Source organism: Nonomuraea marmarensis (assembly GCF_043197025.1).
Lineage (GTDB): Bacteria > Actinomycetota > Actinomycetes > Streptosporangiales > Streptosporangiaceae > Nonomuraea > Nonomuraea marmarensis.
In genome coordinates this window covers 1-24,320 of the sequence record NZ_JBICRM010000054.1, presented here as the reverse complement: position 1 = coordinate 24,320, position 24,320 = coordinate 1, and the positions used below count along the sequence as shown (strand labels likewise).

Below are 24,320 nucleotides of genomic sequence, written 5' to 3'. Positions count from 1 at the left end.
CATCATGTGAGGCGATCCGGATCGGCGTCGACACGATCCGCCTGGGGCAGATCTGCTCTGAGCAGAGTGAACTCCTGAGCAGGGACAACTCGATTTCCGGCCCGGTTCGTAGCATTGCGGTCCGGGAATCGAGCGGGCGAGCGGTTGGAGATGCCGAGGGCACGCAGCAGGTTGTGGGTGATGGCCGCGCAGGTCAGCCAGGCGGCGTTGGCGGCGAAGCTGCCGGGCTGGTGCGCCGCCATCATCCCATGTGGGACACCGCCCCGGCATCGCCACCGTCACGGCGCTCGCCAGCACCGTGTGGTGACTGGCCCACCGGCCGCTGCAGGCGTGTTCGCCCTTATGCCGCCGTATTACCGTTTGGTCTCAGCGGCATTGGGCGAGCATGACCATCTTGTCGGCCCTGGTGACGGGGAGGTCGTACTTGCCGGCGACCTGGGCGAAGCGGGCGACGTAGGCGCAGCGGATCTTGTGTACGGGGGGTAGCCAGGATGCCGGGCCTGCGCCGCCCTTGGCTTGGTTGGTGGGGCCGTCAACCGGGATGAGGTTGAGCGGGTCGTTGGCGATCTGCAGCCGCTTGGTCTTGGGCCACCTCGTGGCGCCCATCCGCCATTCGTAGGACAGCGGGACGATGTGGTCGACCTGCACGCGGTCGGCGTTTTGCTTGCGCCATTGGATCGTCTTGCCGGTGTAGGGGTCGTGGAGTGCCATCGCGACGACGACGCAGTGCGACCCGGGGAGCAGTTGCAGGTTTTCGCCGTCACGGGCGAGTAGGTCGTCGCGGGTGCGGCACCCGTTGCGCGCGTAGGGGACGCCGGTGGCGGTGTCGGCCCAGTTGAGGCCGAACCAGGCGCGGGTGTAGCTGTGCAGGGAGCCTCGGCTGGCGACCCGGACCTTCTTGATCAGGTTGACGGCCGTCGCCCGGTCCGGGCGTGAGGTGATGGGAGCCAGTCCCGGGTTGGTCCCGTCCGGGTTGTGCAGCGGGTTGGCTCTCGCGAGGAACAGCGCGGAGTGGCGGGAAGAGCTGTCGTCGTGAGCGGCGAGGCGGGCGAGCGATACGGACTTCAGGGACGGGCTCGGGGTACTGGCGGTGGACGTGGCGGTCTGGATCGGCGGGGTGTGGACCATGAGGTAGCCTGCGGCGGCGCAGGCGATCAGGGCGAGGGCGATCCGTTCGGTGATCGGCATTGACGTCTCCGTTCGATGTGCATCCTCTTCACGGGATCGAGGTCAGGCGATCCCGACGCCGACCATTGGCGTGGCCTGTGCGGCGCGGGGTCTGGGCGGTAGGGCTCGGCGATAGGGCTGTGCGGCGGAGGAAGACGTTGGTGGCAGCAGCGGCGTGCCAAACCGTTGATCAGTGCGCCCGACACGGTGGTGGCGGTGCAAACGGCTCCAGTCGACGGCGCCGTGATCATAGGCGGGGTGGATCAGCTCTGGCGGCGATGGCAGTGTGGAGGGGAGCCCTCGGGGGTTCGGCTTGCGGCCCGCGCTGCCGATCTCGAGTTGGGCGGCGAGAGCGCGGGGTGAAGGAGTCGAGGGTTGTTGTGCGGGTGTGTCCGGTGGGGGACGGGCGGCGCTCCAGGGAGGGGGCGGGGGCGCGTCATAGCCGACGGGTGGCCCGCGTACCGCTGGGGCAGCACGGTTCCGCCGGCGAGCGTCGCCGGCGGAACCCTGCCTCTGCCTACCGGGGAGCAGGTCTTTGCGGCGACTACACCTTGCGCAGGTAGTGGGCTGAGGCCCAGCCGAGTTTGCCGGTGGTGGACTGGACCGCTATCCAGCCGTTGGTGGCGGTGCAGGATCCGGCGAAGCGCGCGGTGCCGCTCTGTCGCTTGCCGATCGGGTGGTAGTGCAAGGCCGGGCCGTTGCGGACGTTGAGGAAGCTGATCGGGCGTACGTGGGTGACCTGGTAGGTGCAGGCCAGGCCCGACGGGCGCGTCGGATGGGAGGATCCGGCCGGTATCTTGCGCAGGTAGTGGGCTGAGGTCCAGCCGAGTTTGCCGGTGGTGGATTGGACCGCTATCCAGCCGTTGGTGGCGGTGCAGGATCCGGCGAAGCGCGCGGTGCCGCTCTGTCGCTTGCCGATCGGGTGGTAGTGCAAGGCCGGGCCGTTGCGGACGTTGAGGAAGCTGATCGGGCGTACGTGGGTGACCTGGTAAGTGCAGGCCAGACGGGGCAGGGGGGCGGTCTGCGGGGGCGTGGCGGCCTGGGCCTGCAGGGCGGCGCCCATGAGCCCGCCGGTGGCGGCGCATGAGATCAGGATCAGAGTGATCCGCTGGGGAATGGCCACGATGTCTCCTTTTCGGCCTTGCGTCCTCTCGGAACCCTCCATCCGGATTCCTTACTTAGAGTAGTCCCCTGATTACGATATGTTTACACATGTGCGGGTTAATCAAGACTCATTACCTTCTGCAACCTTCTCGCAAGAAAGGCGGGCCGGGCTCTACCTGCGCTTTGGGTCAGGCGCCAGGAAGTCCTGGCACCTGGACGATGTGCGATGAAAACGGAGTCGCGAGGACGCCAAGCGGGTTGCGCGTAACCAGGGGCTCCGCGACCAAGGGACATGAATGGCCCGTGCCTCCGGACCGAAACCGGGTCTAATCGCTGGCTCCGATCGCGACCTGCGCCTGCCGAGGGCCGGGGGGCTTGCAGGCCGCGTTCTCGTCGGCAGCGGCGCCAGCCGGCAGCGTTGACGCCGCCTGTCCTGACCAGCTGGACGCTGCGGGCGAAGCAGCCAAGGGGCACCCATCAGCGCCCCCTTGCCGTGACCCAGCGGGTCCAGCGCGTAGCCTCGGCCTGGCCTTGATGTTCGATGTGGTCCGGCTCGTCGGCCGGGGGCCGGTCGAGGAGGTCGTGGGCGGCGCAGTAGGCGTCGTCGAAGACGGTGGTGTAGTAGCGGGCGGGCCGTGGGGGAAGATCGCCGCGATCCGGGTGGGGCGCCATGGTGCGGGCGCACCAGGCCGCGACCGTGGCGACCGCACCGACGCTCCAGCCGCCGGTGGTGTAGTGCGTGGCGGCCAGTTGCCGGCAGGCCCATACCGCCTCATGCGGGGCGACCCAGTGCACCTCGTCGAATGCGGCGTGGGCGACGTTACGGGGGTGGATGCTGCTGCCCAGGCCGCGCATCAGCCGGGGCCGGGCGGGCTGGCCGAAGATCACCGAGCCGACGGCGTCCACTCCGATCAGCCGCATGTCCGGGTAGAAACGGCGTAGCACCCGCGTGATGCCCGCCGAGTGGCCGCCGGTGCCCACACTGCACACCAGCACGTCGATGCGGCCGAGTTGGGAGATCAGCTCGTGCGCCAGGCCTGCGTAGGCCTCGACGTTGTCGGGGTTGTCGTACTGGTTGGGACAGTAGGCTCCCGGGTGCTGGCGCAGGAGTGCATCGACGCGCTCCAGCCGGGCGCGTTCCCAGCCGCCGACCGGGTGCGGCTGGGTGACGGTCTCCACCCGGGCGCTGTAGGCGCCCAGCAGCCGCTGCACGATCGCCTCCATGCCGGGGTCGGACACGACGGTGACGGGATGCCCGTAGGCGATCGCGGTCAGGGCCAGGCCCAAGCCGAAGGTGCCGGAGGTGGATTCGACGATCATCGCGCCGGGGGCGAGGTCGCCGCGGGCGCGGGCCCGCTGCACGATGTGCAGGGCGGCGCGGTCTTTGATGCCGCCGGGGTTGGCGCCCTCTAGCTTGGCCCAGAAGCCGTGTCGACCGGAGCTGAACGGCTCGCTGATCCAGCAGACGGGTGTGTTGCCCACCAGCAATGGCAGGGCGGGTTCGGTGGTGGTCGTGCTTGACAACATGGTGATCGGCTCTTTTCGGCGCATGCCCGCGCCAGGTCGCTGATGGTCACGGAACACCTCGTGCAACCGGCCTGGCCGAATCTCCGGCAGGACGGCTGGCTGGGTCCGTGTCGATCAGGGCCGATAGACCTCAAGGGCGTGGGTGCGCACCGCGCGGGCTCGATGACCGCACGGCGGGGCCCGAGCCGAGGCCATGCGCATGCCAGGCGCGGGTGGCACCGCCAGAACGCACGGCGACCAGGCCATCAGCGCCGCTTGCCTGACCGGCCGGGAAGCGGGCGCCGGCAGGCTGAAGAGGTCGGCGTGCGCCACCCGGCCATGAGCATGCTGCTGGGCGGGGTGCGGGAACGACAGGCTCGCCACCTGGTAGGCCGATGGAGTGTGCTGGTCGTAGGGGGCGGTGGCGTGAGCCCACAGATGGGCGACGGTGAGGATCCCGATCAGCAGGACCGGCCACGCCGCTCGGCGTGGCTGGTCCGCAGCTATCTCTTGGACACCCATCTCAGCCACTTATTGTAGTTGAATAACTACAATAAGTGGCTATCCTGGGGAGGCCGGATTTCCTGACCTGAGGGTCAGTAGCCCAGCGGCCGGATCGGGTGGCGGTTGAGGACGGCCGCCTGTGGGTCCAACGACGTCACCGTCGTCCTGGCACCCTTCGGAGGTCGGCGGCCGCGGTCATGGCGGCTCCTCGAAGTTGATCGGGGTTTGACGTCTCGCCAGCGTAGGGGGCTTGAGAGAACTCCCCGAGTCGGCCGAGCTGCGCATGGTCTCAATCAACGGCAACCGACCGCACCACCGTCTCAGGCCTCCTGGCCGAACTGACCGGGACCGGGGTGGGCAGCGTCCTCCGCTCCGCGGTCGACACCGACGGCCCGAAGTCCTGATCCGGCGACGAGGGCGTCGCCGAGTTCCGAGCGTAGATAGAGGACCGAGCGGCCGTGGCGGGCGCTGGCGAGGAGGCCGGCGGCGCGGAGGGTGCGGAGGTGCTGGTTGACGGCCGAAGGAGTGACGCCCAGGCGGCCGGAGAGTTCGGTCGATGAGGCGGGGGTCTCGAGCATGGTGAGCAGCCCTGCCCGGGTGGCGCCCAGAAGGTCGGTGAGCACCCCTGGGGAGTGACGGGGCTCTGGTTGCCAGAGCGTGCCGACGCCCCGAGTGCCGTACATGATCAAAGGGGGCTCGGACGGGGAGATGGGGACGGTGGCGGCCCGGCTGAAGAGGGTCGGGACCAGGGTGAGGCCCTCGCCGCTGGTGGAGCGCCGGTAGCGGGCGTCGCTGATCAGCCGCATGCGTACGACGCCGTCCTTCAGCTGAACGCGCTCGCTGAGGTCGGCGAACATCGCGGCCAGGCCGTGGGCCGAGATGACCTGGCCGCGGTGGACCACGTCGGCCTGCAGGACCGCGCGCATCCTGGGCCACCAGGGCGCGAAGCAGGTGCGCCAGTAGTCCCGCAGCGCGTCCAGGATGTGGGCCGACGGGTCGCCCCGCAGCGGCTCGGGGAGCCGGGGGTGGATGGCGCGCAGGTCGTCGAGCACCCGGTCCACGGGCACGCGGGCGACTGTGGCGAGTTCGTCGTCGATGCGGGTAAGCGGGGCGTGGGGGCGGGGTGACAGGTAGTCCGGTGTCCACATGTCGTCATTGGTGAGCGCTTGCAGCAGGGGCACGTCCAGCGTGGATCGGGCCTGCTCCGTGCGGCGCAGCCAGGGCAGGTGCACGGGATAGCGCCCAGGGTCGCGGAACGTGCGCAACGACAACGTGAGCTCGTTGAGCGGCGAGATGGCGAAGCGGACGTCGGCCACGTCCATCCCCGCGAGCTCGTACTCGATCAGCCCTGCCATGAAGCCATACGCTACATCAATTGGCGACAAAGGCCCTATTACGGGATAAAGGCCCTCGTGATCCAGACCTTCTTCCCTCAGGACCGCGTCGCCCGCTCACTGACCGTCAGCACGATGGCGTTCGCGCTCTCCAGCGGCGTCTTCTACACCGTCAGCACGCTGTACTTCACGCTCGTCATCGGGCTCAGCGCGACGACGGTGGGTCTCGGGCTGGGCATCGCGGGCGGCACCGGGGTGCTGGCCTCGTACGCGGGAGGGTGGCTGGCTGACCGGGTCGGCGCGCACCACGTCCAGGCGGTGGCGACAGGGCTCAACGGGGTTGCGCTGCTCGCCTACACGTTCGTCTCCGACGCCGTCGTGTTCACCCTGATCGCCTGCCTGGCCGTGATCACGCGTTCGGTGGGCTCCTCGTCGAAGCAGGCGATGCTGGCGCGGTGGTACACCGGCCCGGAGCGGGTCGAGGTCCGGGCCCGGATGCGCGTGGTCACGAACGTCTTCATCGGCCTGGGCACGGTGGCCGCTGCGGCGGCGCTCCTGATCGGCACCGCGTCGGCGTACCGTGTGGCGGTGGTCGTCGCCGGCGTCTTGCTACTGGCGGCCACCGTGCCGCTGGCCGGGCTCGGGCGTCAGGTGCCGGAGCTCGCCGCCAGGATGACCGCCGTCAGGGAGCGCACCGCGTCCACCGGGCCTTCGCCGCTCAGGGACCGTACCTACATCGCGAGCGTGGCGTGCAACACCGTGGTGGCCACGCAGTTCGGCCTGCTGACCGTCGGCATGCCGCTCTGGGTGGCCACCACCGACGCACCCACCGCCATCGTCTCCGTGCTACTCGTCCTCAACACTGTGGTCGTGGCCGCACTCCAGGTGCGCGCCTCGCGCGGCACCGACGACGTGCGCAAGGCCGGGCGCACGGTCAGGCGCGCGTCGTGGCTGCTCGCGATGGCATGCGGTCTGTACGCCCTGGCCGGCTACGGAAACATGATCGTCGCCTGCGTCCTGTTCGTCCTGGCCGCGTTCGCCCACACCATGGGTGAGATCCTGGGCGAGGCGGGTGGCTGGGGCATGGCCTTCGAACTGGCCGACCAGCGCAGCGCCGGCGCCTACCAAGGCCTCAGTCAGACCGGCTACGCGATCGCCGCCATGTTCTCCCCGATCCTCGCCACCACCGCCGTCGAACACGGCACCGCGGGCTGGGTCGGCCTGGCCGCCCTCTTCGTCCTGGCCGGCACGGGCGCCGCCGCGGTGGCCCGGCACGCAGCTATGATGATCCCCGCCGCCTAGCGAAGAGACGGAGCTGCGACGAGTCACCGCTTATGTGCGGCCGCAGCTGCCAGGGATCCGCCTCAAAGACGCCTTCGAACCCGGCGGTGTATTTGCTGTCCTGGTCGCGAAGCAGGAAGCGCAGGCCTTCCATTCGCACGCCCAGCTCCATCGCCAGATTGCGCGCCTGCTGCGCCACCCATAGGCCCGTTGGATGCGCGGTGGCTCCGGCGATGTGCAGGCGGCGCGTCCCGTGCTCGACGAAGATCAGGACGTAGCGCCATTTGAGCGTGAGCGCGCAGTCGGCGTGCAGGAAGTCAGAGGCGATGATCCCTTCGGCCTGCGCGGTGAGGAACTGCCGCCAACTCGGCCCCGAACGGCGCGGCGCGGGGTCGACACCGGCCCTGGTCAAGATCTCCCACACCGTCGAAGCCGCGATCGCATAGCCGAGCCGAGACAACTCCCCTTGGATCCGGCGATGCCCCCAGCGCGGATCCCTCCCGAGCCAACCGCAGCACAAGCTGTCTGATCGCCTCGTTGGTCGACGGTCGGCCTGGCCTTCGCCGCGCGCTGTAGTCCCACCTCCCTACCACCAGGGCGGTAGACAACCGAAAGGATCACTCAGCCATGATCTCGGCAGCACGTCCTCCTACCAAGGGCCCTTGACCAGCGAGATTGTGTTTCGAGCGGCACAACCTGTACGCGTTGGCTTCCTCGTCGCGGCCCTGCTCGCCGGCCTGGTAGGCGATGGTCTCAGTTCGGAGGCGAGATCATCAAGTGGGTCTGGAGAGAGTTTCCTGGTCGCGCTCATGTCCGCGGCGATTTTGGCCTCGAGCCAGGACGGCATGGTGTGGGTCAACGGTTCCTTCACAGACCGATGACTGCAGATGCGGCGTTTCCTGCCACTCCGAGCAGGACGGACCAGCCTGTCCCGCCCAAGAACTGTGCCGTTTGCTTGAGCTTGCTCCTCTTCTCCTCGTCCGGCTCGGCTTCGGCGGCGGCTTCGAGACCGGCGACGATCTGCCTGGCCAGCATCTCGGCCGGCCACATGCCCACCACCCGGCGAGCTTCACCGGTCGGGTTGTGGATACCGTCGATCTCCCGTCCGGCCGAATCAGCGTCGGTGACATCGGTGAACTGGAAGAAGGGCGGCCTCTCCCCAGCGAGCGCAGCGAGGGCTCGCCGCACGTCTTCCGGATCCATGCCTAATCGGTCGACGATCTGGTGCGGCTCGATCAGAACCACCCCTTCGTCTGCCATTTGCACAATCGCCTTTAGTACGGGCAGGTCGTGGTCTTTCCAGGTCATGTCGGGTCCTCCAGAAGGTCAGTCTGTCCGTCGTAGTCTCCTCCAGGCCGGACCCTGGCGAGGCATACACGCTGGCGTGTAGCTATACCGAGACGCTTCCTGCAGACGGGTCCGATCACGTACCCCAGCGACTCCTTGGCGCGTAGGAGGCGAAGGCAGCAGCGACAGCGACAGTGGGCTTCTCTCCACGGCTGGGTCAAGGTCGCGCCAGGGGTAGGCGTGCGGGTCCTCAAGACTCCGCCGCAAGACTCTGCCGCGCTCACCCCGGGCGAACGCGTTCGGTCGCATCCGCGGGCATGGTGTACGAGGTCGGCGAAGGTGATGCGGGTGGCTTATCGTGCCGGCTGACTGCATCCAGGCGCGGTTCGCCCGAGGACGTAGCGAGGAAGGTGTGCCGCTCGAAAATTCGAGTCTGGGGTGTGAGCTGGGGTTTTGTCTGCGGCTGCGTGAGCCGGTCTGGGAGCCTTGCGAGGTGCTGTTGTCCCTCGCTTACATGATCGTGCGGCGGGTGCTGGAGCTGATCGTCGTGCTGGTTCGCACCGAGCTGTCCAAGGACGCCGAGCTTTGGTGCTGCGTCACGAGAACGCGGTGCTGCGCCGTCACATCACCCGTCCCCGCTACGAGGCCGCAAATTGCGCCATCGCTCTGACCAGGCACTTCCATCGACCTTCGGTCACCACCTGAGCGATCGCTCAAATATGGTTGAGAAAACCCTGGAGACGGCGGTGCTCGACGCGCAGCTCAGGGCGTCGGGCGAGTCGTTCGGCCGGTTCCTCGGGGCGACCCGCGACCGGGTGCCCTGCGGGGTGTCGGTGGGCATCATGGAGACGATCCCCCAGCTCCTGTCGGTCGTCGAGGGCTACCTGGACGAGGGCTACGTCCGGATCAAGCTGAAGATCGAGCCCGGGCACGACGTCGAGCCGGTGCGGGCGGTCCGCGAGCGGTTCGGCGACGACGTGCTGCTCCAGGTCGACGCCAACGCGGCCTACACCCTGGCCGACGCCCGGCACCTGTCCAGACTCGACGACTTCGGCCTGCTGCTGATCGAGCAGCCGCTCGCCAACGACGACCTGGTGCAGCACGCCCAGCTCGCGAAGCGGCTGCGGACGCCGATCTGCCTGGACGAGTCGATCGAGTCGGCCGCGCACGCCGCCGCGGCGATCTCGCTGGGCTCCTGCTCGATCGTCAACATCAAGCCGGGCCGGGTGGGCGGCTACCTGGAGGCGCGCCGCATCCACGACCTGTGCCGGGCGCACGGGATCGCCGTGTGGTGCGGCGGCATGCTGGAGACCGGGCTCGGCAGGGCCGCGAACGTGGCGCTGGCCGCGCTGCCCGGCTTCACCCTGCCGGGCGACACGTCGGGGTCGCGGCGCTATTTCGCGACCGACGTGACCGCGCCGTTCGAGCTGGACGGCGGGCACCTGGCCGTGCCGACCGGTCCGGGCCTGGGCGTCGAGCCGCTGCCCGACGTGCTGGAAGAGGTGACCACCTCCACCGAGTGGATCACCCTCTAGACGAATGACTCCGATGTGTTGGTCGATGTGCGGAGAGGGAGGAGAGGATTCAGGGTTCGCTGCGGGCGACCGCGCCGGGTCCTCGGGTGAACAGCGGGTGTCCGACCTTCGCTTCCAGGCGGCGGATCTGCTGGCTGAGCGGCGGTTGTGCGATGCCCAGCCGCTCCGCTGTGCGCCCGAAGTGGAGTTCCTCGGAGAGGACCGCAAAGGCGTGAAGCTGCTGGAGGCTGAGCTCAGGACGGTCCATACCTTTAGAGATATCAGATGACTCTCGGGGAGGTATTGGACATATCACTGCTGGTTGCCTACCTTTCGCCACATGACAGAGCGACGCGTGATCTTGAGTGGATCCACCTTCGAAGAGGAGATCGGCTACGCGCGGGCGGTGATCGACGGCGACTGGGTGCACGTGTCCGGGACGACCGGGTTCGACTACGCGACCATGACGATCTCCGCCGACGTGGTCGAGCAGGCCGAGCAGTGCCTGCTCGGCACTGGCCGAGGCGGGCTGCTCGTTCGCCGACGTCGTCCGGGTCAGATACCTGCTGCCCGACCGTGAGGACTTCCAGCCGTGCTGGCCGGCCCTGCGCCGCTGTTTCGGCGACATCCGCCCAGCCGCGACGATGCTCGTGTGCGGCCTGTCCGATTCCCGCATGAAGTTTGAGATCGAGGTGTACGCACGACGGCCCGCAGAGCCAAGGCCCGTGCCCGCTGCTTAGCTTGTCATTTAAGTTCAGATCGCGAACGTCACGGCGACGATAGAGGCGATTCGTTCTTTAGTGGACTGTGGCCGTCCGGGCACAGTGTGTCGCCGTGACATGGGACGGTCACCGTCTCATCTTCGGGCTCGTGCAAAGCAACCGAGGCGAGGCGGTGACCGCGATGCCCGCTCTGGCACGTGCGACGGCTACGCGACCCGATAGCTGCGAAGTCCGCATCGACGACTGCGACGGCCTGGCCGCTCTGTCGCGGTTCCGGCAGGAGTTCTACCAATGCCTGACCGCGCGCGCCGATGAGCTGTTCGAGTTGGCCGAGGCGGTGCTGTGCACCGACAGGCCAGTCAAAACGCTGGTGGACCTGGCGCTGGCGCCCGAGCACCGGCGTGGGCACGGCGCCCTGTATGACGGGATCAACCATGGTCGGTTCGACATCGGCCGCTTCCGCAAGACACTGGCGAAGCAGCCGTTACCGCGCGCCGCTGGCGGGCGCATCGTGCTGGCGGCCGACATCAGCCCATGGCTGCGGCCGGACGCCGCCACCTGCCCGGACCGCTCGTTCTGCCACACCTACGGCCGTGGGAAGAATGAGCATCGGATGATCCCCGGCTGGCCGTACTCGATCGTGGCCGCGCTGGAGACCGGCCGCACCTCCTGGACCGCGCTGCTGGACGCCGTGCGGCTGGAGCCGGCGCCGATGTCGCCGCCATCACCGCCGTCCAACTGCGCGAGGTCGTCACCCGGCTGATCGAGGCTGGTCGGCATCAGGCCGGTGATCCGGACATCCTGATCGTGATTGATGCCGGCTACGACGTGCCCCGTCTGGCGTTCCTGCTGGCTGACCTGCCCGTGGAGATCCTGGGCCGGATGCGCTCGGATCGGGTGATGCGCCGCCCGGCGCCCTCCCGTGAGGAGTTCCTGCTGGCCAGCCCCTGCGGAGGCCGCCCGCCCAAGCATGGTGGCGAGTTCGTGTTCGGCGACAGCGCCACCTGGGGCACTCCACGGGCACAGACCGTCACCGACAGCTACGGCTGGCCCGCGGCCTGGTTGACGACCTACGCCGCCCCTGGGAGAAACCCGCCGACCCCGACCGGCTGACCCCCGCCCGCGTCCGCCGGGGGTTCGCAACATCCGCACGAAGACCCCGCTGCTGGCACGTGCACCCAAACCCGCCAGGCCCGGCCGCGGACGTCCCCTCGGCTCGAAGAACCGGCCCGTCCCCCGCCACGAGGTCGGCCGCATCCTGGCCACCGGCGAGGCCTACAAACGCCCAGCTCACCATTGCAAAGGCACCAAACCCCGACGCCGAGCCTGACCCTGGATACACAGCGCGATGCCCGCCTAGCGAGGAATGCGCACATCGCGAAGATCAGAACTTAAATGACAAGCTGAGAGCTTGTCTTTGAACCAGTCGAGCAGGGTAGGTGCGCAGTCTGGCGGCGTCATGCGGTGCCACGGATGTCACCTGGAAATCCTGAGCGTCACACCTGCGGCCGGGCGAGTTTGGCGGCCACGGCGTCGAGGACCCAGTCCAGCCCGGTCGCGAAGGATGCCTCGGCGTCCACCTCCGTGCCGTCGTGCACGGCCTTGGCCAGCGCCGGGAAGCGGCCCGTGGCCAGCATCCTCCTCACATGCGGGCCGGAGGCGCGCTGCCAGTCGCGCTTGGACAGGCCCGTGGCGCGCTCGGCCCGCAGATTCGCGATCTCGCGCCTGATCGCGCCAGTGAAGTAGGCGCTGACAGTCTCCACGGCGCGCATGACGGTGTCGAGGTCGGCGAGGCCGTCGAGGGCGGCCAGCGTGGCCTCAGTCACGGCGAGGGCGTTTGGGCCCAGGGTCGGACGGCCGCCGAGCAGGTCGGCCAGCCATTCGTGACGGCGGGTGGCCTGCCTGGTGCGGTGGGCGCGGATGCGCAGCACCTCCCGCCAGTCACCGGGCTGCTCCTCGGGGAGGATCTCGGCGTGAACCTCGTCCACCATGAGGTCGAAGAGCTCCTCCTTGGTGGAGATGTATCCGTACAGCCGCATCGGGCCGGCGTCCAGCCGGGCGGCGACCTTGCGCAACGACACCGCCTCCAGCCCGCCCTCGTCGGCCAGCGCGATGGCGGCGGCAACGATTCGCTCCCGGTCGAGCGGCACGGGGCGAGTCGGCGGCTCCGGCCGGTCCCACACAGTCATGGTTACATCGTACTGTTGCGATACATCGTAATAGTAAAATACAGTATATCGATATGAGACACCGTATCGCCGTGATTGGGGGCGGCCCCGCCGGCCTTACCTTCGCCCGCGTCCTGCACCGCCACGATCACCCCGTCACCGTCCTCGAACGCGATCCCGCCCCCGATGCCCGCCCCCCGGGCGGCACGCTGGACCTGCACGAAAAGCTGGGCCAGCTCGCGCTGGGCAAGGCGGGGCTGCTGGCGGAATTCCAGGCGCTGTCCCGTCCCGAGGGGCAGGCCATGCGCATCCTGGACGTAGACGGGACCGTCCTCCGCGACTGGCAACCCCGTCCGGGTGACCGGGCCAATCCCGAGATCGACCGCGGGCAACTCCGTGACCTGCTGCTCGGCCCCCTGGACGTTCAGTGGGGGCGGGGCGTGACGGAGGTAGTGCCGGGGACCAGGGATGGCGTGCTGGTCCATTTCGCGGACGGGCGACAGGAGACGTTCGACCTCGTGGTCGGCGCGGACGGCGCCTGGTCCCGGGTCCGCCCGGCAGTCTCGTCCGCGACGCCGCACTACACCGGCGTCACCTTGGTCGAGACCTCCCTGGACGACGTCGACACCCGCCACCCCGACCTCGCCCGGCTGATCGGCGACGGTTCCATGGCTGTGTACGGCGTGAACCGCGCCCTCGTCGCCCAGCGCAACAGCGGCGGCCACGTCAAGGTGTACGCCCAGTTCCGCGCGCCGCTGGACTGGCACACGAACCTGGACCGGCATATGGGCCTGAACCGGCGCGCGGGCCTGGACCTGGCCGACGTCGAGGCCGTGCGATCAAGCCTGCTGGCTCTGTTCGACGGCTGGGCCGCTCCCGTCCTCGACCTCCTCCGCCACGGCACCGCTTTCGTCCACCGCCCCCTCTACGTCCTGCCCGTGTCCCACACCTGGGCCCACGTCCCCGGGGTGACGCTACTGGGCGACGCCGCCCACCTGATGCCCCCATTGGGGGTGGGCGCGAACCTCGCGATGCTGGAAGGCGCCGAACTCGCCGAGTCCGTCGCCGCCGCCCCCGGCCCTGGCGATCTGGACGAGGCCGTCCGCGCCTTCGAGGAACAGATGTGGGCACGGGCCGGCAGGTGGGCGAAGATCACGACGGCCGGTCTGGAACGCCTCGTGAGCCCGGACCCCACCGAAGCCCTCGCCCTCTTCGACGAAGTCCAGCCATCCTGACTGCCAAGCGCGAGAGCACCAGCACCAGCAACTCGCCACGGCTTCACGGGCAGCACGGCACCGCCGCGGTTCCTTCCGACAGATCCACCGCCCGCCATACGAACTCCGCCACGGTGCCTTCCCAAGCCGGCTGAAGTCACGAAGATGTCCGGCCTGCAAAGAAAAGCATGTTCACCCGGGGGCTACCCTCTCAGGCGGCCTGCGGCGCAGAGGCTGGCTTTCGGGTCCATGCGGGCGGCCTCTTCCTGGTCAGCCGCCTGGTCATAAGCGTGATCGCGGCAACGGTCAGGTGTGCCTCGCTATGCGAAGGTTTGCGCTCGAAGTCGACGACGTTGCGTCGGGCGTTCATCAGCCAGGAAAGCGACCTCTCGACGATCCACCTTCTCGCGGTGATGCTTCTCCGGGCGGCCGCCCGTGCGGGTCTGGCAGGCAGGTGTCGGAAGAAGTGGTTCGATCAGTGCCCATTCTTCGTCGTGGTGTCTGAGGGGTAGCGGCGGGGACGCACGAGTCACACCCCCGCCTTGTTGACCAAATTCAGCGCCGTCTGGACCACGTTGAGCTGGCCCAGTACCAACTTGATCCACTCTTCCTCCGGCGTGAGCGCCGCATGAGGTGCAACCGTCGCAAGAAACCGGCTGATCCGGGTCAGCTCGGTGCGCAGTCGCGAGCGTTCGTAGGCGATCCAGTCGTGTGCGGTGCCAAAAGGGCAGATACCGTTGCTGAGCTGGGCGTTCGCAAGGCGGTTAGGCAGCTCTGCGGTACTCGTTGATCAACCCGGTGACGGTCCTTCGATGGCGGATCCGGGCGGTCATGTCGATCACCTCGCCGGGGTCGTGCATCGGCGGATGAAGAGAGCGGCCTTGATGCGGGCGATGATCGTTGAAGTGGCGTTCGTACTCGGCCAGGACTGTGCGCAGGTGCCGTTCACCGTAGATCAGCAGGTGATCGAGGCACTCACGGCGTAGCGGTCCCACGAACCGCTCCGCGAATGCGTTCGCCCGCGGCGACCGGACAGGCGTCTTGATGATCTGCACGCCGCTGGTAGCGAAGACCTCATCGAACGATCGGGAGAACTTGCCATCACGATCCCGGATAAGAAACCTGAACATGCTGGCGCGTTCACCCAGCTCCATCAGCAGGTTGCGGGCCTGTTGAGTGGTCCAGGCGCCGCTTGGGTTGAAGGTGACGCCCACGATGTGCACGCGGCGCGTTTCGATCTCCATGACGAACAAGACGTACAAGCGCTTGAGGAAGACAGTGTCGACGTGCAAGAAGTCGCACGCCAAGATGCCGGAGGCTTGGGAAGTCAGGAACTGCTGCCAGGTCGGTGACGCCCGCCGTGGCGCTGGTCCTAGACCGGCCGCGACCAGGATCCGGCGGATGGTGCCTTCACCAATCCGATGGCCGAGGCCGAGCAGTTCACCTCGGATGCGCCGGTGCCCCCATCGTGGGTTCTCCCGGGCCAACCGGACCACCAGATCCCGGAGTTCGTCCGGGACCGGCGGGCGTCCGACCGCGCTCGGATAACTCCAGTGCTTGGTGACCAGCCGGCGGTGCCAGACCAACAGGTGCCCGGCGTCACGATCCGATGGAGCCGGAGCCGCGTGGGCAGCAGCCGTGCCAGTGCCGCCAGCAGCGCCCGGTCGGCCCAGTCCGGTCTCGGCCGGGCGACCGGACGGCGCAGGACGGCGACCTCATGGCGCAGCACCAAAATCTCCGCGTCCTTGACGGCATCGCTTCGCACGAGGAGGCTCAACCAGCCGAACAACCGGACCATCAGCAGGTACAAGAGGCGTAGAAACACGAGCGCTGAGCATAGAAGACCAGGTCAGATGCCGTGGACAAGTTATGGCACCGCACACGGTGCGCGCTGAGGGCACCGACTGCATGTTGATCTACGGCGAGCGTCACCTGCGCTCGGTCCTGAACGAATACCTCGATCACTACAACGCGCATCGGCCGCATCAGGCTCGTGGGCAACGACCACCCGATCAAGATGAGCATGTCGCGGTGCCCTCGACCTGCCCGCCACCATCGGCGGGCACCGGGTCCCGGACCGCCGAGGACCTCAGGAACCGCGTCAAGAACCACATAGCCGGCTACCAAGCGCCACGATCTTGAGAGTCCCTCGACGCGTTGCCCATCTCCGGGGCAGGCAAGATCCTCAAGAGAGAGCGGCGCAAGCCGTACCGGGCCGACACCGACCGTTCCGCGGGCTGAGATCTGCCCGGGGCGCGGGGTCGCCAAGAGATCGGCGAAGTGCTGCTCGCTGCCCCCACTGGAGCTGGGCGTAAGGTCAGATCCGTGGGTTCGATTTCGGGAGGGAATCCTCCCTTCGGTCACGGTTCGTCGATCAACGATCCAGCTGGATCGTTGATCGGTCGCGAGCGGGACCTCGCCCGGATCGGCACCTTCGTTGACCAAGCCGCTGTTCAGGGCGGCGCGTTCATCATGTTGGGCGAAGCCGGGGTCGGCAAGTCCGTGCTGCTGGAGGCCGCTGCAGCGCGGGCGCTGGCCGCCGGCCACAGGATGTTACGCGCCTCTGGCTCGCAGTTCGAGGCTGAGCTGAGCTTCGCCGGCCTCCACCAGGTTCTCCAACCGCTCTTCACGGACCTGCCGAACCTGAGTGCCCCACATGAGCGGGCACTGAGCGTCACTTTGGGGCTGGGTGAAGGAGCACCGCCAGGTCAGCTCCTGGTGGCCAACGCGGCGCTGGCTCTCCTGCGCCAGGCCGCCGTCCCCCGCCCATTACTGGTGATCATCGATGACATCGCGTGGCTGGACCGGGCCAGCGCCATCGTGTTGGGCTTTGTGGCACGCCGCCTCACCGGCAGCCGAGTCGGACTGCTGGCAGCGTCCCGCACGGGTGAGGAGAGCTTCTTCGAGTACGGCGGGCTGCCCGGCTATGAGCTGCAGCCGCTGGACGAGCGGGACGCCGCCGCCTTGCTGAAAGCGCATTTCCCGGCGCTGGCGCCCCGGGCACACCAGCGGCTCCTGGCAGATGCCCAGGGCAACCCGCTGGCCTTGCTGGAACTGCCGGTGGCGCTCGGCGACTTCCAACGGGTCTCGGGCAACGTGCTGCCCCCGGTTCTGCCGCTCAGCGGGCGCCTGCAGGCGGTGTTCGCCGCACGGATCAAAGATCTGCCCGCCGCGACCTATGACCTGCTGCTGCTTGCCGTACTGGATGGGACCGGCGATCTGAACGTCCTGCACGCAGGTGACGCGCTGGGCCCCGCGGAACGGGCGCGGCTGGTCCGGGTCGAGCAAGGGCGCCAGGAGACTGGTCTTCCGCCATCCGCTGATCGGCTCGGCGGTGGTGGAGCTATCCACGGGTGAGCAGCGCCGCCAGGCGCACCGGCTGCTGGCCGAGCGGCTCGCCGACCAGCCTGAACGGCGGGCCTGGCACCTGGCAGAGGCGGCTGAGGGGCCCGATGAACAGGTCGCCGCTCTGCTTGATGCCATGGCACGCGCCAACCTGCTGCGCGGCGACGGCCTCGCCGCCATCACCCAGTTCCTGCGCTCCGCCGAGCTGAGCCCAGCTGACATCGACCGGGCCGGACGGCTGGGGGAAGCCGCCTACCTTGGCTCGATCGTGAACGGTGACCTGCGCGATGCGCCGCGCCTGCTGGAGCTGGCGCGCCGTGCGGACCGGCGTGGCGAGTCGCTGGCCACCGCGGTCGCCGGCGCCTACCATCTGCTCAACGGCGACGGTGATGTGGACAGCGCGCACCGCCTGATGGCCGGCGCGATCGAGATGCTGGCCGATCCCGGTGACGCTCACAACAAACCCCTCATCGAGGGCCTGTACACCCTGCTCATGGTGTGCTTCTTCGGCGGACGTGCCGAGTTGTGGAAACCCTTCCACGCGGCGATCGGCCGTCTCAGGCCCGGGCCTCCCGAGCTGCTGGACATCCTTGGCAAGACCTTCTCCGACCCGGCTCGCCTGGCGCCGCCGGTGCTGGATCGGCTGGATGCCGTCATCGCGGGCCTGAACCAGGAAATCATCCCAGCGCGCATCTCCCGCATCGGCATCGCCGGCTCCTACGTCGACCGGCTGGGACAGTGCCGCGACGGGTTGTGGCGCGTCATCGACCACGGCCGCGACGGCGGAGCCGTCACCTCGGCGATCGAGGCGCTGTTCCTGCTGGGCAACGACGCCTTCCTCGTGGGTCAGTGGCAGGAGCTGGAGCAGGTCGTCGACGAGGGCCTGGCGCTGTGCGACAAGCACGGCTACAGGCTGTTGGCCTGGCCGGGGATCTACCTGCAGGCGATGCTGGCCGCCGCGCGGGGGCAGGAGGAGAGCGCCACGGCGCTGGCCGACCAGATGACCCGATGGGCGACACCGCGAAGGGCCCGCGCGTTGCAGTGCTACGCCTGGCAGATCAGAGCGCTGGTGGCGCTGGGCAGGGGCGATTTCGAGGAGGCCTACCAGCAGTCCGCCGCCATCAGCCCGGCGGGTGTGCTGGCCTCGCACGTCCCGCACGCGCTGTGGAGCATCACGGACCTGGTCGAAGCCGCCACGCGGACCGGCCGCCACGCCGAAGCGGCCGCGCATGCCGCCGCCGTCAGCCAGGCCGGGCTGGCCGTGATCTCACCACGGCTGGCGATGGTCACCAGCGCCTCGGCAGCCATGGTCGCTCCCGACGAGCAGTACGCCCGGTTGTTCGAGACCGCACTCGCCACGGCCGGCGCCGAGCGCTGGCCGTTCGAGCGGGCCCGCCTGCAGCTCATCTATGGTGAGCGCCTGCGCCGCGACAAGGCCACCACCGACGCCCGGACCCATCTGACTGCCGCGCTCGACACCTTCCGCAGCCTCGATGCCCGGCCGTGGATGGCCAGAGCCGGCACCGAACTGCGGGCGACGGGCCTGTCCATCGGGCAGGGCGAGCCGGCGGGGATGGCTTCGCTCACTCCCCAGCAGCGGGAAATCGCCATGCTCGCGGCCGCTGGACTGACCAACAAGCAGATCGGCGAGCGGCTGTTCCTGTCTCCGCGCACCGTCGCGAATCATCTGTACCAGCTGTTTCCGAAGCTCGGCGTCGCCTCCCGGGCCGCGCTTCGCGACGCGCTCACCGAACCGCCCGAGGGAGAAGCCTCCGATAGGTAACCCCGAGTCAAATGACTCAATCGAGGCTTTCATCCTGTGACCTAGCGTAAGTGCGTGGTCGTCACCGAAGCCGGCACTCACGCCAACGTGGCGGCTCTGGTCTACATTGCGGCCTTCGCACCCGACAAGGGCGAGTCGGTGAACTCGCTGATCGCCGACCCGCCACCCGGGGCACCGGTCCCGCCGATCCTGCCGCCCACAGACGGATTCCTGTTCCTGGACCGCGAGAAGTTCCCCGCCTCGTTTGCCGGGGACCTGCCGGCCGAACAGGCAGCGTTCATGGCCGACTCCCAGGTCCCCTGGGGTGTGGACGCCCTCGGCGGAGCGGTCACCGAGCCCGCGTGGCGGATCAAGCCCAGCTGGTATCTGGTCGCGACCGACGACCGGATGATCCCCCCGCCCGCGCAGCGCGCCATGGCCGAGCGAGCAGGCTCCACCGTGACCGAGACCCCTGGCAGCCACGCCGTCTACGTGTCCAACCCGGTCGCGGTGGCCGCCATCATCGCCCAGGCCGCCGCGGCAGCCGCCCGCTGAACAACCATCCCGGCGCTCTGGCCTGCCACCTGAACGGCGCAGACCTAGCGCCGGGCCCCAGCTCCAACAAGCCACGGAGAGGAGCAGGCCATCACCACCCCACCCATTTTCGCGGAGCTGCTACGCAACCACCGGCGCGCGGCGCACCTGACCCCGTGGCGGCCTGCCGGGCCGGCTACTCGGTCTACTTCACCACCTTGGACGACATGGTCCGCCAGCTCAAAGCCGCCGACGCCATCGGCCGCCTGACCTCCGAGCTCACCAGGTCAGGTTGCAGAGCGAGAGCGGCGGCTGTTTGCTCGGCGCGGATCCGCGCGGCGAGCCGGCCGCGGACCGCGAGGTTGGCGTAGCGGAACTCCGGCTCCTGCGTACCCAGCAGTTCGGCCAGCCGGTCCGCCCAGCCCCGGTAGCCGATCTTCTCATCGCCGTCGTTCAACCCCTCGGTCTGACTGTCCCCGACTGCGACGTACCTCAGATAACTCATCGAATCCTCCTGAGTGAATCAGCTGGTTCCGTTGCCGTGGCGGGCTGCCTTCAGCCGGCGACGGCTGAGTGGCGGCTGAACGTGCGTGGGTGTCCGTCCATCAGGCGGGTGGGGATGCGGGCGGACTGTCCAGTCCGAGCGCGCCCGCGGCCGCGCGGGCGGCCAGCAGTTCGTCGTGCGGCTCCTGCCCGGCGAGCATGATCACGGCGCCCTCGAGCGCTCCGAGGAATGCCAGCGCAACCGTTCTGGCGGGAGGGCCGGGCGGAATCGACCCGTCTTCGCGCCCCGCCTTGATCAGGCGGGCCACGCGCCTGACGCCGGTTTCCGAGATCCGCTCGATCTCGCGTCCAAGTGGATGGTCATGACCGCTGAACTCGGCCCTCAGCGCCGTCACGACACGAGCAACGTCTCGCCGGCAGTAGACGGCGTGACCGCGCGCCAGCGCGATCAGCGCCGCCACCGGCTCGGCTTGCTGGTCGACCAGCCCACCGACCTCGCGTCTCCAGGTCTCGTCGACCCACTCGATGACCGCCCTGGCCAGGTCTTCCTTGTCTTTGAACTGGTGATACAGCGCACCGCGCGTGTAGCCGGCGTCGCGGGCCACCTGGTCGAGCACGAGGTTGCCATAGCCGTACCGGGACAGACCCCTCGCGGCCGCCTCGAGCAACGTGCTCCGCCGCGTTCCGCGCCGTGGCGGCCGAGGTGGTCAGGACCCGCTGACGGCCCACAGCGCCTCTCTTCACACGTCTCCCTCCGCACGGAGACACTTGCCTGGCGCGACCACTACGCCCTCGGGTGCGGCATGGAGGCCACCATCCACCAAGCCGTCACCGTCACCGGCCTGCGCCACGCCCGCTACCGCGGCATCAAGAAAGTCCACCCGGCGCGCCAGGACCTTGCGGTGAGTGATCCGCCAGCCGCGGTTCCCGCGCGAGATCGTGTCCTCGTAGGTCGCGCTTCCGCATGTGCCGTCCGCCATGATGCCGATGCCCTTGGACAGCGCGCGTACGTGATCGTCGGCCACCTCGGTGAGGATGACGTTGGTCACGTGATGCCCGACCGGATTGCCCTCGCCCCGCGCGAGCGCCGCCTCGCGGATCGCGGTCAGCCCCTGGACGACCCCGAAGCCGAAATCGCTGACGTCGTAGACGACGTCGGCGGTGAACAGCTCGTCCAGCCGGTCGAGTTCGCCACCGTCGATGAGGTGACCGTGCATCGAGATCAGCTCGGTGACGGCGATGCGATCGTCGGCGGTAAATGCCATAGGATCCTCCAGGACCATGAACTGGGGAGCTCCCCGTTTGCGTCCATTACGGTAACCGGGGATGTCCCCATTTACAACCCTGGAGCGAGCTCATGGCACGCAGAGCGGATGCAGCAAGGAACGCCGAGTCGCTGATCTCGGCGGCGAGGGAGCTCTTCGACGAGCAGGGGTCCGACGTGGCGCTGGACGACATCGCGCGACGCGCGGGGGTAGGCAATGCCACCCTGTATCGCCATTTCCCCACGCGCGGCGACCTGCTCGTCGTTGTCTACGCCGAGGAGGTGGCCGACCTGTGCGAGCAGGGCCAGGCGCTGCTGCACAAGCCCTCGGCGGCCGACGCGCTCTTCGACTGGCTGGATCGCTTCGTCGTCCACGTCGCGACCAAACGCGCCCTCGCCATGGGCGCCACGGACAGCAGGCGGGCGGAACTGTTCGACCGCTGGCACGAGTCGATGAGGTCGGCCGCGTCGGCCCTCCTGCTTCGCGCGCAGCAGGAGGGCGCCGTCCGTTCCGATCTCGACGTGGTTGACCTGCTGGCCCTGACGAGCGCGGCGGCCATGACCGGCGCCGACCCCGGCCACGCGCAGCGCCTCCTACGGATCCTGCGGCACGGCCTCCAACTCTAGTCGCTGCGGCGAACGAGATAGCGGTCGTGTTCCACGCGGGCGTCGTAGCGCCAGCGGTAGGGCCGAGCTGTCGCGTTGTAACGGATGGTGAAGTCGTCGATCTGGGCCATCAGGTCCTCGCGGGGAGGCGAACTCGCCACGTCGCAGCAGGAGACGAGTGAGCGCGGAGAACCACATCTCGATCATGTTCAGCCAGCTGGCGTGCTTGGGGCGCCAGCCCAAGCCGGACACCGACGTCCGGGATGCGGCCCCTGCCGCCGGATGGATGACCACCCCGTGGCGCCTATCGCTCATCGGTGGTTCACTTACAGGTCCCGCCATGCCGACCGCGGGCGTCCATCGATCCGACAACGCACCTGCGCACGTCAGCTCGCCGTCAACACATTGGTGCGCTCGTACACCTCGTCGATGCGTCGCATCGCGCGCTGGGCACGGGACCTATCATGCACGGTCACGAGTGCGAGAACCGCCTCCACGAGCACCATGGCCGGCGCGAGCGACGTACGGGGAGCGGCCCCCTCCGAGGGCACGGCGAGCAGGTGGTCGGCGTGCGTCGCGAGGTCGGACACCGGGCTGTCCGTGATCGCGACGACAACGGCTCCGCTGTCCTTCGCGGCACTGGCGAGTCGGGTGATCTCCCGGTAGTACCGGTGGAGTCCACCATGACGACGACATCGCGCTCGTCGGCCAGCGCGAGCTGCTGCGCCATCCCGACGCTGTCTACCGGCTCGTGCACCTCGAGCCCTGTGATGCGTAGGCACGAAGCGAGGTAGGACACCACAGGTCGGGCTACCCCCATGCCGAGGACCACCACCCGGCGGCATCTGCCGAGCGCCTCGACCAGGTTCTCGAGGGCGGCGACGTCCACCGTCCTGACGGCCTGCTCGAGGTTGCGGCGCGCGCGCGAACGACTGCGCGAACTGCACCCTTCGTTGACTGCTGGGATAACGGTGGAGGCTGATAAGAAGGACCGGCGACCCTACATTCGGGGCATTGCTTCAAGCTCAAGGAGAATGTGTGAAATCCCCCCAAAGCCGGATCGGTATCGCTGTCCTGGCGCTCGCTGCTCTGACCGCGACCGCCGTGCCGGGCACCGCCACGGCGGCAGAAGCACAGGCAGATCCCACGGCCGTCGTCTTCTTCCCCAACCCCGTCCAGAGCAGCGGCGACGAATCGCTGACCGACGACAAGGACCGCGACGGCGCCGCGTTCGCCGCCGCCTACCGCACGGTCACCATGCCTGACCTGGACGGATCGGGCACGTTGACCGGGCGCTACGTCAAGGTCAAGAGCGAGACCGGCAAGCCCGCCCAGCAGGTGAACGGTAGTTTCCCTGCCTGGCATCGCGACAGCGACCAGTTCGAGCAGGTGATGGGCTACTACTGGGTCACGACCGCGCAGCACTACCTCCAGTCGCTCGGCTTCGGTTCCGACCTGCGGCCGGTCAACCAGCGCCAGATTGAGCTGCGCATCAACCAGTACGGCGGGGACAACTCCTTCTTCCGCGAGGACAAGGCCAACATCACCCTCGGCAAGGGCGCGGTGGACGACGCCGAGGACGGTGAGGTGATCGTCCACGAGTACGGACACTCCGTGCAGGACGGCCAGGTCCCCGGGTTCGGCACGACGCTGGAGTCCGGGTCGATCGGCGAGGGCTTCAGCGACTACCTCGCCGTCGCCGTGACGAGCTCGAAGACGGGGACGCCCACGAAGACTCCCGAGGCGTGCGTCGCCGACTGGGACTCGGTCTCCTACACCTCCACCGTCCCGCACTGCCTGCGCCGACTGGACGGCACCAAGCACTACCCACAGGACATGGTCGGCGAGGTCCACGCCGACGGTGAGATCTGGTCGTCCGCACTGTACGAGATCCGCGGCAAACTCGGTGACCGGACGGCGAGCAGGATCATCATCGACGCGCAGTTCGACTTCGCCCTGGACACCACCTTCCGCGCGGCCGCCGAGTCCACCGTGGCCGCGGCGCAGCGGCTCGCCGGCACGGCGGCCGCCACGGCCGTCCGCTCCGTGTTCACCTCCCGCGGCCTACTCTGACCCTGCGCGCGACGGGTGCTCAGCCCTCGCCACGCGCCGCTCTCGCCGGCCCGGGCGGTCTCGTCCAGGCCGGTGAAGGGCCGGGATGCCCGACGGTCGCAATGGTGCGGGTGCCGAAAATTACGTCCGACGGTTTGACCTGGGAGTCTTCGACACCCCAAGATCACCTCTAAGCAGCCGCTCAAAAGGCGTTGAGCAGACGCTCAATCGATTTGAGCGTCTGCTCAAGCTTGTCTGGCCGCTAGCTGTCATCACGGGACAGCGCCCCAGGTCAGGGAGGCCAGGCGAGTTTTGCACCGCACAAGGACCCTGGTGGCTTATTCGTGATCACGAGGCAAGGGCGAGTTCCAGCCGGGCGAGGTGGCTGGTGCGGGTCCGATCGAGTGGGTGGTCGTTCCACCAGGCGTCCAGCCGGATCAGGTTTAACGCGA

General features: G+C 68.5%; 26 protein-coding genes and 3 pseudogenes. 12 read left to right on the top strand and 17 right to left on the bottom strand.

What is annotated here, in order from left to right; all coding sequences use genetic code 11:
* Nucleotides 1–2 precede the first annotated feature (2 nt).
* From ACFLIM_RS46695 to ACFLIM_RS46670, 6 genes are all read right to left on the bottom strand, one after another.
* Nucleotides 3–245 (bottom strand): hypothetical protein, encoded by a 243-nt coding sequence (locus tag ACFLIM_RS46695; protein ID WP_393176680.1) that lies wholly within the window; start codon nucleotides 243–245, stop codon nucleotides 3–5.
* Nucleotides 246–366: 121 nt separating this feature from the next.
* Nucleotides 367–1,188, bottom strand: coding sequence for an HNH endonuclease family protein (locus tag ACFLIM_RS46690; protein WP_393176678.1), 822 nt, complete (start codon nucleotides 1,186–1,188; stop codon nucleotides 367–369).
* Nucleotides 1,189–1,711: 523 nt separating this feature from the next.
* The gene (locus ACFLIM_RS46685) at nucleotides 1,712–2,290 is read right to left on the bottom strand and encodes an SH3 domain-containing protein (RefSeq protein WP_393176676.1); all 579 of its coding nucleotides are present in this window, start codon (nucleotides 2,288–2,290) and stop codon (nucleotides 1,712–1,714) included.
* Between the two features lie 458 nt (nucleotides 2,291–2,748).
* Nucleotides 2,749–3,798: a PLP-dependent cysteine synthase family protein gene (locus ACFLIM_RS46680; protein WP_393176675.1), complete on the bottom strand. Its 1,050-nt coding sequence runs from the start codon at nucleotides 3,796–3,798 to the stop codon at nucleotides 2,749–2,751.
* Nucleotides 3,799–3,912: 114 nt separating this feature from the next.
* Nucleotides 3,913–4,299: a hypothetical protein gene (locus tag ACFLIM_RS46675; RefSeq protein ID WP_393176673.1), complete on the bottom strand. Its 387-nt coding sequence runs from the start codon at nucleotides 4,297–4,299 to the stop codon at nucleotides 3,913–3,915.
* A 302-nt stretch (nucleotides 4,300–4,601) separates the two neighbouring features.
* Nucleotides 4,602–5,636 (bottom strand): ArsR/SmtB family transcription factor, encoded by a 1,035-nt coding sequence (locus ACFLIM_RS46670; RefSeq protein WP_393176671.1) that lies wholly within the window; start codon nucleotides 5,634–5,636, stop codon nucleotides 4,602–4,604.
* Nucleotides 5,637–5,693: 57 nt separating this feature from the next.
* On the opposite strand from ACFLIM_RS46670, the gene ACFLIM_RS46665 reads away from it, so the two are divergent.
* Entirely contained in the window at nucleotides 5,694–6,917 is a 1,224-nt protein-coding gene (locus ACFLIM_RS46665; RefSeq protein WP_393176669.1) for an MFS transporter, read from the top strand.
* Here the strand turns inward: ACFLIM_RS46665 and ACFLIM_RS46660 are convergent.
* Together ACFLIM_RS46660 and ACFLIM_RS46655 are read right to left on the bottom strand one after the other, a co-directional pair.
* Complete coding sequence (locus ACFLIM_RS46660) at nucleotides 6,895–7,308, bottom strand: hypothetical protein (RefSeq protein ID WP_393176667.1); 414 nt, start codon at nucleotides 7,306–7,308, stop codon at nucleotides 6,895–6,897. The two genes, ACFLIM_RS46665 and ACFLIM_RS46660, sit on opposite strands and share 23 nt — an antisense overlap.
* A gap of 455 nt (nucleotides 7,309–7,763) precedes the next feature.
* The gene (locus ACFLIM_RS46655) at nucleotides 7,764–8,204 is read right to left on the bottom strand and encodes a hypothetical protein (RefSeq protein WP_393176665.1); all 441 of its coding nucleotides are present in this window, start codon (nucleotides 8,202–8,204) and stop codon (nucleotides 7,764–7,766) included.
* Between the two features lie 698 nt (nucleotides 8,205–8,902).
* Here ACFLIM_RS46655 and menC point away from each other — a divergent pair.
* Nucleotides 8,903–9,718: an o-succinylbenzoate synthase gene (gene menC, locus ACFLIM_RS46650; RefSeq protein ID WP_449291500.1), complete on the top strand. Its 816-nt coding sequence runs from the start codon at nucleotides 8,903–8,905 to the stop codon at nucleotides 9,716–9,718.
* Between the two features lie 49 nt (nucleotides 9,719–9,767).
* Here menC and ACFLIM_RS46645 read toward each other — a convergent pair whose 3' ends face one another.
* Nucleotides 9,768–9,965, bottom strand: coding sequence for a helix-turn-helix domain-containing protein (locus tag ACFLIM_RS46645; RefSeq protein WP_393176663.1), 198 nt, complete (start codon nucleotides 9,963–9,965; stop codon nucleotides 9,768–9,770).
* A gap of 72 nt (nucleotides 9,966–10,037) precedes the next feature.
* On the opposite strand from ACFLIM_RS46645, the gene ACFLIM_RS46640 reads away from it, so the two are divergent.
* From ACFLIM_RS46640 to ACFLIM_RS46630, 3 genes and pseudogenes are all read left to right on the top strand, one after another.
* Nucleotides 10,038–10,277: a hypothetical protein gene (locus tag ACFLIM_RS46640; protein ID WP_393176661.1), complete on the top strand. Its 240-nt coding sequence runs from the start codon at nucleotides 10,038–10,040 to the stop codon at nucleotides 10,275–10,277.
* Nucleotides 10,213–10,437 carry a Rid family hydrolase gene (locus ACFLIM_RS46635; RefSeq protein WP_393176728.1) on the top strand — a complete coding sequence of 75 codons (225 nt, stop codon included), beginning with the start codon at nucleotides 10,213–10,215 and terminating at the stop codon, nucleotides 10,435–10,437. The genes ACFLIM_RS46640 and ACFLIM_RS46635 overlap by 65 nt, the downstream gene beginning before the upstream one ends.
* 163 nt (nucleotides 10,438–10,600) lie before the next feature.
* A pseudogene (locus ACFLIM_RS46630) lies at nucleotides 10,601–11,532 on the top strand (transposase).
* Nucleotides 11,533–11,915: 383 nt separating this feature from the next.
* Here the strand turns inward: ACFLIM_RS46630 and ACFLIM_RS46625 are convergent.
* Entirely contained in the window at nucleotides 11,916–12,608 is a 693-nt protein-coding gene (locus ACFLIM_RS46625; RefSeq protein WP_393176659.1) for a TetR/AcrR family transcriptional regulator, read from the bottom strand.
* A 53-nt stretch (nucleotides 12,609–12,661) separates the two neighbouring features.
* On the opposite strand from ACFLIM_RS46625, the gene ACFLIM_RS46620 reads away from it, so the two are divergent.
* Nucleotides 12,662–13,822 (top strand): FAD-dependent oxidoreductase, encoded by a 1,161-nt coding sequence (locus tag ACFLIM_RS46620; RefSeq protein WP_393176657.1) that lies wholly within the window; start codon nucleotides 12,662–12,664, stop codon nucleotides 13,820–13,822.
* Nucleotides 13,823–14,015: 193 nt separating this feature from the next.
* Here the strand turns inward: ACFLIM_RS46620 and ACFLIM_RS46615 are convergent.
* Nucleotides 14,016–14,207 (bottom strand): annotated as a pseudogene (locus ACFLIM_RS46615) (IS5-like element IS4811 family transposase); the annotation flags it as partial.
* Between the two features lie 358 nt (nucleotides 14,208–14,565).
* Complete coding sequence (locus ACFLIM_RS46610) at nucleotides 14,566–15,387, bottom strand: integrase core domain-containing protein (protein ID WP_393176655.1); 822 nt, start codon at nucleotides 15,385–15,387, stop codon at nucleotides 14,566–14,568.
* A gap of 283 nt (nucleotides 15,388–15,670) precedes the next feature.
* Here ACFLIM_RS46610 and ACFLIM_RS46605 point away from each other — a divergent pair, with 283 nt between their 5' ends.
* The 4 genes from ACFLIM_RS46605 to ACFLIM_RS46590 all read left to right on the top strand — a co-directional run bounded on the left by ACFLIM_RS46605 (nucleotide 15,671) and on the right by ACFLIM_RS46590 (nucleotide 19,463).
* On the top strand, nucleotides 15,671–15,943 hold the full coding sequence (locus ACFLIM_RS46605) for an integrase core domain-containing protein (RefSeq protein ID WP_393176653.1): 273 nt from the start codon (nucleotides 15,671–15,673) through the stop codon (nucleotides 15,941–15,943).
* Between the two features lie 183 nt (nucleotides 15,944–16,126).
* Nucleotides 16,127–17,158 carry an AAA family ATPase gene (locus ACFLIM_RS46600; protein WP_393176651.1) on the top strand — a complete coding sequence of 344 codons (1,032 nt, stop codon included), beginning with the start codon at nucleotides 16,127–16,129 and terminating at the stop codon, nucleotides 17,156–17,158.
* Nucleotides 17,040–18,929, top strand: a complete 1,890-nt coding sequence (locus ACFLIM_RS46595) for a LuxR C-terminal-related transcriptional regulator (protein WP_393176649.1) — start codon at nucleotides 17,040–17,042, stop codon at nucleotides 18,927–18,929. The genes ACFLIM_RS46600 and ACFLIM_RS46595 overlap by 119 nt, the downstream gene beginning before the upstream one ends.
* A gap of 54 nt (nucleotides 18,930–18,983) precedes the next feature.
* The gene (locus ACFLIM_RS46590) at nucleotides 18,984–19,463 is read left to right on the top strand and encodes an alpha/beta hydrolase (RefSeq protein WP_393176647.1); all 480 of its coding nucleotides are present in this window, start codon (nucleotides 18,984–18,986) and stop codon (nucleotides 19,461–19,463) included.
* Between the two features lie 271 nt (nucleotides 19,464–19,734).
* Here ACFLIM_RS46590 and ACFLIM_RS46585 read toward each other — a convergent pair.
* The 3 genes and pseudogenes from ACFLIM_RS46585 to ACFLIM_RS46575 all read right to left on the bottom strand — a co-directional run.
* Nucleotides 19,735–19,947: pseudogene (locus tag ACFLIM_RS46585) on the bottom strand (SGNH/GDSL hydrolase family protein); the annotation flags it as partial.
* Between the two features lie 100 nt (nucleotides 19,948–20,047).
* Nucleotides 20,048–20,614: a TetR/AcrR family transcriptional regulator gene (locus ACFLIM_RS46580; RefSeq protein WP_393176645.1), complete on the bottom strand. Its 567-nt coding sequence runs from the start codon at nucleotides 20,612–20,614 to the stop codon at nucleotides 20,048–20,050.
* A gap of 72 nt (nucleotides 20,615–20,686) precedes the next feature.
* Nucleotides 20,687–21,211, bottom strand: coding sequence for a nuclear transport factor 2 family protein (locus tag ACFLIM_RS46575; protein ID WP_393176643.1), 525 nt, complete (start codon nucleotides 21,209–21,211; stop codon nucleotides 20,687–20,689).
* A 92-nt stretch (nucleotides 21,212–21,303) separates the two neighbouring features.
* Here ACFLIM_RS46575 and ACFLIM_RS46570 point away from each other — a divergent pair, with 92 nt between their 5' ends.
* A complete protein-coding gene (locus ACFLIM_RS46570; protein WP_393176641.1) occupies nucleotides 21,304–21,837 on the top strand; it encodes a TetR/AcrR family transcriptional regulator in 534 nt (177 codons plus the stop codon).
* On the opposite strand, the gene ACFLIM_RS46565 is transcribed toward ACFLIM_RS46570, so the two are convergent.
* The gene (locus ACFLIM_RS46565) at nucleotides 21,834–21,977 is read right to left on the bottom strand and encodes a hypothetical protein (RefSeq protein WP_393176639.1); all 144 of its coding nucleotides are present in this window, start codon (nucleotides 21,975–21,977) and stop codon (nucleotides 21,834–21,836) included. The genes ACFLIM_RS46570 and ACFLIM_RS46565 overlap by 4 nt on opposite strands.
* 225 nt (nucleotides 21,978–22,202) lie before the next feature.
* A complete protein-coding gene (locus tag ACFLIM_RS46560) occupies nucleotides 22,203–22,661 on the bottom strand; it encodes a MurR/RpiR family transcriptional regulator (protein WP_393176637.1) in 459 nt (152 codons plus the stop codon).
* 193 nt (nucleotides 22,662–22,854) lie between these two features.
* Between ACFLIM_RS46560 and ACFLIM_RS46555 the strand changes: the two genes are divergently transcribed.
* Nucleotides 22,855–23,889: a M36 family metallopeptidase gene (locus ACFLIM_RS46555; protein ID WP_393176635.1), complete on the top strand. Its 1,035-nt coding sequence runs from the start codon at nucleotides 22,855–22,857 to the stop codon at nucleotides 23,887–23,889.
* Nucleotides 23,890–24,320: the final 431 nt, after the last annotated feature.